We start from the raw sequence: 5,575 nt of genomic DNA, 5'->3' as shown, positions 1-5,575 counted from the left end.
TTAATGATTTTGGCGGTTTGATTCATTTCTGACTCTCCTTTTGTGTTATAAAATAACTTAAATGTCAGATTGAGTGAAGACTATTGCAGATTATTCCACATCTAACATCAATTTTATTTCCCAATGAACCGAACAAAAACGAATCACCATCAGACATGATGGATATAAGAGAAAATTTTGTATTAAGCAAATACTGGCTACTAAAAACGGGCCTATTTAATTCTAGGTTAGCTATTATCAGAGTAAGTAACGATACAATGACCCCAACAATCAATGAGGGCGATATTGCGCTATTAAACGTACAATAAGAAGCGCTGCACAATATTTTGAATGGGATCTACTTATTGAAGATAAAAGAGTCATATGTTATATATAGATTACAGCAGGATTTAAACACAAATACTATTTATATAATAAACGACAATAAGGCGTACAAATCATTTACAATAAAACTAGATAATGCAGACTCACATATAAAAGTAATAGCTAAAGTAGAAATGATTTTAACTAGCCCTTACAAATAACTTTTAAATAATTTTTAAACGCAACTTAAACGGCTGACCCACGTTACTAATTTCAACGAAAAAACCAAGCCGTTTTATATTTTATTTTCATTTTGAATTTTTCGCCGCTTTATTTTTTCAATTCTCTACAATCCCTTATTCCATCAAGCCTAATCCAATTTATTCCCGCAAATTTTTATTTATTCCCTTATTTCTATTATCAATGAATTATTACAATCAACCTGTAGCATTTCGCTCGGATAAGTTTTGTTATCACTTTTAGCTTACCGTCTTAATTTATTTTCAATGTTTTTTTTATTTTAAACAAACGTTTAATATCCTAGCTGATGGTTTTATAACGTTCATTCTTACTGGTTAAAAGCACAAACAGCTTTAATCAGGCTTTTTTAGCATATTATAAATGCTCTAGCGAATGACCATAAAGCATTTTGCCAAATCAGTGACCGTTATTTTTTCTTTATGATATAAGCGCCATATTTCTTGTCTGTGATAAGGCGTTAGTGTTGTTTTTTTATGTATATTCATTACAGTCTTTTCTCAAATTACTGTAAACAACGCGAGGGATTTCTACACATTATGATTAGTATTATGTTAAATAAATTATTATAGTTATACGTTTAGTTATATTTTAATTAGTTAAAATTAAAATATAACTATTAATTAACTTGTTATAAACTTAATTCAACTGACGACAGCGGTTTTTATAAACCTATCATCTTATTAAAATTCCTTTTATCACATTATTCCCCTTGTAATAAGGGTTTTTTCTTTTGCTAAAAAATGCTAAAATGCGCAGATTATGATCGTCATTAACTACTGGCAAAAACTCAGCAAACGTTTGATTATCAAAACCGCTTTATCGCACTTATTATTAGGTGTGATTGCTGCTGGATTTGGTTTATGTCAAAACGAAGCGCTTCCATCGGAATCTGACGTTTCACACAGTGGAATTAGTGCCATCACATCCATTGTACAAGATCACCAAGAAACAGCAAAAAGAACGTCACAAACGCTAGCATCTACCAAAAAACAGCATACTGTAGCATTTTTAATAACGCCTAATTATGATGATCTTTCTCCTAGCAAGACAATCCGACTATCCCCTTACAACGGCATACGAGCTGGACCAAAAGCGATCTCTTAGAATTTACACTCAAATAAAACTAATTTTTATACAAGGCGAATGCCTTAAAATCCGTATTGAAAAACAAGAGAACAGTTATGTTATTAAAGTTATTAACAAAAGTATTTGGTAGCCGTAATGAGCGTGTATTAAAAAATATGCGTAAGCGAGTAGAAAGAATCAACACCTTTGAACCAGCAATGGAAGCATTATCAGATGCAGAACTCAAAGCCAAAACCGCAGAATTCCAACAAAAAATTGCCACAGGAACTCAATTAGACGATATTTTAGAAGAAGCTTTTGCCGTAGTGCGTGAAGCAAGTAAACGTGTGTTTGGTATGCGTCATTTTGATGTACAGCTAATCGGCGGTATGGTATTAAACGAACGTTGCATTGCCGAAATGCGCACTGGTGAGGGTAAAACCTTAACAGCAACATTACCTGCTTATTTAAATGCTTTAACAGGCAAAGGGGTGCATGTCATTACCGTTAATGACTATTTAGCACAACGCGATGCTGAAAATAACCGCCCGTTATTCGAATTTTTAGGGTTAACCGTTGGCATCAACCTACCAAACATGCCAGCGCATGAAAAACGCAACGCTTACAATGCCGACATCACCTATGGTACCAACAATGAATATGGCTTTGATTATCTGCGTGATAACATGGTATTTAACAAAGAATCACGCGTACAGCGCCCACTGCATTACGCTTTAGTCGATGAAGTTGACTCAATCCTTATTGACGAAGCCAGAACGCCACTGATTATTTCAGGACAAGCAGAAGACAGCTCAGACAAATACATTAGTGTCGACAAAATAATTCCACACCTAGTTCGACAAGAAAAAGAAGACTCTGAACAATTCCAAGGCGATGGCGACTTTTCTATTGATGAAAAATCCCGTCAAGTTAACTTAACAGAGCGTGGATTAATTAAAGTTGAAGAATTGCTTATAAAACAAGGCATCATGAAAAATGAAGAATCACTTTATGCACCGAGTAACATCGTATTAATGCATCATGTTAATGCTGCTCTACGCGCCCATCACCTATTCCACCGCGACGTTGATTACATTGTTAAAGACAATGAAATCATCATCGTTGACGAACATACTGGTCGTACCATGGATGGCCGTCGTTGGTCTGATGGCTTACATCAAGCGGTTGAAGCCAAAGAGCACGTTAAAATCCAAAACGAAAACCAAACTCTGGCTTCAATCACCTTCCAAAACTATTTCCGCTTATACGAAAAACTGGCTGGAATGACTGGTACGGCAGATACTGAAGCATTTGAATTTAACCAAATTTATGGTTTAGACACCATTGTTATCCCAACCAATCGCCCAATGCAACGAAAAGATCAATCCGATCTGGTCTATATGACTGAAAAAGAAAAGATAAACGCAATTGTGGCAGATGTACAAGAATGTGTAAAACGTGGACAACCTGTCCTTGTTGGTACCGCATCGATCGAAAAATCCGAGCTTGTTTCACAAGCATTTAAAAAAGCAGGTATTAAACACAATGTTTTAAATGCCAAATTCCATGCTCAAGAAGCCGAAATTATTGCTAATGCTGGTAGCAAAGGCGCAGTAACCATTGCTACCAACATGGCTGGGCGGGGTACCGACATTATGCTAGGTGGAAACTGGCAAAGCGAAATAGCAAAAATAGAAAACCCAACCCCAGAAGACATTGAACTAGCCAAACAAGCTTGGCAAGCAAAACACGAAGAAGTGATTGCATTAGGAGGGCTGTATATTTTAGGTACTGAACGCCATGAATCACGTCGTATCGACAATCAGTTGCGTGGTCGCGCAGGCCGTCAAGGTGACCCAGGGGCTTCACGTTTTTACCTATCGCTTGAAGATCCATTAATGCGAATCTTTGCATCAGACCGCATTGGCGGCATGATGCGCAAACTAGGCATGAAAGAAGGCGAAGCCATTGAACACTCATGGGTAACCAAAGCCATTGCCAATGCGCAAAAGAAAGTTGAAAGTCGCAACTTTGATATTCGTAAACAACTTCTAGAATATGACGATGTTGCCAACGATCAACGAAAAGTTATTTACCGTGAACGAAACGACTTACTTGATAACAGCGACATAAAAGAGACCATAGACTCGATCCGCGGTGATGTATTTAACGCCTTAATCGACCAATATATTCCACCACAATCAATTGAGGAAATGTGGGATATTCCGGGGCTTGAATCGGCACTAAAAACAGACTTTGATTTAGATTTACCAATAACAAAATGGTTAGATGAAGAGCAAAATCTACATGAAGAAATCTTGCGTGAACGTATCTTACAAATGGCGCAAGACAGATATCTAGAGAAAGAAAATATCGCAGGAGCTGAAGCATTTAGACACTTTGAAAAAAGCGTCATGCTACAAACCCTTGATACGCTTTGGAAAGAGCATTTAGCTTCAATGGATTACTTACGCCAAGGTATCCACTTACGCGGTTATGCGCAAAAAGATCCAAAACAAGAATATAAGCGAGAATCGTTTAATATGTTTGCTAGCATGTTAGAATCGTTAAAATATGATGTTATTGGTATTTTAAGCCGTGTACAAATTCGTTCACAAGAAGAAGTAGACGAAGCAGAACGCCAACGCCTTGCCGAAATGGAAAAATTAATGGCTAAACAACAAGCTAATCACGAATCACTAGCTGATATAAGTGGTGAGCAATCCCAACTAGCAGGCACATCACAACCAATGGTACGTGCACAGGCCAAAGTAGGACGTAATGATTCATGTCATTGTGGTTCCGGTAAAAAATATAAACATTGTCATGGTGCTGTTAATTAAGACAAAAATTTAGTATTATCTAATAAATTGATGCTTAAATCACCGATTAAGATCGGTGATAAAATAAAAAGGGAAAGTACTCACTTTCCCTAAGTTTACAGATAAACAGACAGGATTATGAAAAAACATACTGAAATTGCTGTAGGTATTATTCGTTCACAAAATTGTCAAATCTTTATCACCCAACGCGGTGAAGATTCCCATCTTGCTGGTTTTTGGGAATTCCCTGGGGGGAAAATAGAAGCCCACGAAACCCCATATCAAACCTTACAACGTGAAATCGCCGAAGAAGTTGACATCCATATTCATCAAGCCCAGTTTTTAAAAGTTTTTGAACACAGCTATGAAGACCGAGATATCACTATTCATGCCTATTTGATTGAAGAATGGGATGGTGTGCCATTTGCAAAAGAAGGCCAACCAAGCCGCTGGGTTGATCAAGAAGAGCTAAATGCTGATGAGTTTCCAGATGCCAATAGGCCAATTATTGAGATGCTAAAGAACTTAGATAAACAAATCTAATTTGCAGGAATTGCTCGCCACCTTGTTTGTCGTAATTTGACAATACTCCCATTGAATATAAAACACTAAAACAGGCAACATAATTTTCTGTGCGAGTTTTGCACTTAAAATGGGGTGTTTGCAGTTAAAATCCATAAAGCGATTTTAGGAAAAATGCCTTATGGGTTTTTCTACATATCAGACAAGAGAGTTTCAATTCATTATTTCCAAAGTCAAACTGGAAGTGTATTTAATGTTAAAGTTAAACTTGGTTGGAGTATAAAATAATGAAAGTAGAATTGACTACAAATAAATTAGATGAAATAGAATATTTTTTATCAATTACTCTTGTAGGAGTGATTGAAGCTATGTTAAATAAAAACATTAGTATTGATGAAGCTGAGAAAATATTCTTCTCGCCCGGTATAGCATCTAACCTAGAAAAGGTTGGAATTGATTATTCTGTTATTCAATCAATATGGCTAGGTACTGAATTAGAAGATATTTATAGTTTAACTGTAATAGTCTTCACTCAATCTGACATTTAAGTTATTTTATAACACAAAAGGAGAGTCAGAAATGAATCAAACCGCCAAAATCAT

The 5,575-nt window shown here is 36.2% G+C and carries 5 protein-coding genes; all 5 read left to right on the top strand.

The genetic code is table 11. The features are described 5' to 3' along the window. Window positions 1-83: 83 nt before the first annotated feature. Window positions 84-308, top strand: a complete 225-nt coding sequence (locus GQ590_RS11585) for a hypothetical protein (RefSeq protein ID WP_160408004.1) — start codon at window positions 84-86, stop codon at window positions 306-308. Window positions 309-1,323: 1,015 nt separating this feature from the next. Continuing rightward, window positions 1,324-1,668, top strand: a complete 345-nt coding sequence (locus GQ590_RS11580; protein WP_160408006.1) for a hypothetical protein — start codon at window positions 1,324-1,326, stop codon at window positions 1,666-1,668. 77 nt (window positions 1,669-1,745) lie between these two features. After that, window positions 1,746-4,472, top strand: a complete 2,727-nt coding sequence (gene secA / locus GQ590_RS11575; protein WP_160408008.1) for a preprotein translocase subunit SecA — start codon at window positions 1,746-1,748, stop codon at window positions 4,470-4,472. A gap of 117 nt (window positions 4,473-4,589) precedes the next feature. Continuing rightward, window positions 4,590-4,994, top strand: coding sequence for an 8-oxo-dGTP diphosphatase MutT (gene mutT / locus GQ590_RS11570; RefSeq protein ID WP_160408010.1), 405 nt, complete (start codon window positions 4,590-4,592; stop codon window positions 4,992-4,994). 266 nt (window positions 4,995-5,260) lie between these two features. Beyond that, window positions 5,261-5,521, top strand: coding sequence for a DUF3969 family protein (locus GQ590_RS11565; protein ID WP_160408012.1), 261 nt, complete (start codon window positions 5,261-5,263; stop codon window positions 5,519-5,521). The last annotated feature ends 54 nt before the right edge of the window (window positions 5,522-5,575 follow it).

This window comes from Gilliamella sp. Lep-s35, from assembly GCF_009795845.1.
In the GTDB taxonomy this organism is placed as follows: domain Bacteria; phylum Pseudomonadota; class Gammaproteobacteria; order Enterobacterales; family Orbaceae; genus Gilliamella.
Note: the sequence above shows the minus strand (reverse complement) of the source record. Positions and strands in the feature narration are given on the sequence as shown.

Excerpts from the sequence above, each read along its gene's own strand:
- secA (WP_160408008.1), top strand. The coding sequence starts at position 1,746 with ATGTTATTAAAGTTATTAACAAAAGTATTTGGTAGCCGTAATGAGCGT.
- GQ590_RS11580 (WP_160408006.1), top strand. The coding sequence starts at position 1,324 with ATGATCGTCATTAACTACTGGCAAAAACTCAGCAAACGTTTGATTATC.
- mutT (WP_160408010.1), top strand. The coding sequence starts at position 4,590 with ATGAAAAAACATACTGAAATTGCTGTAGGTATTATTCGTTCACAAAAT.
- GQ590_RS11565 (WP_160408012.1), top strand. The coding sequence starts at position 5,261 with ATGAAAGTAGAATTGACTACAAATAAATTAGATGAAATAGAATATTTT.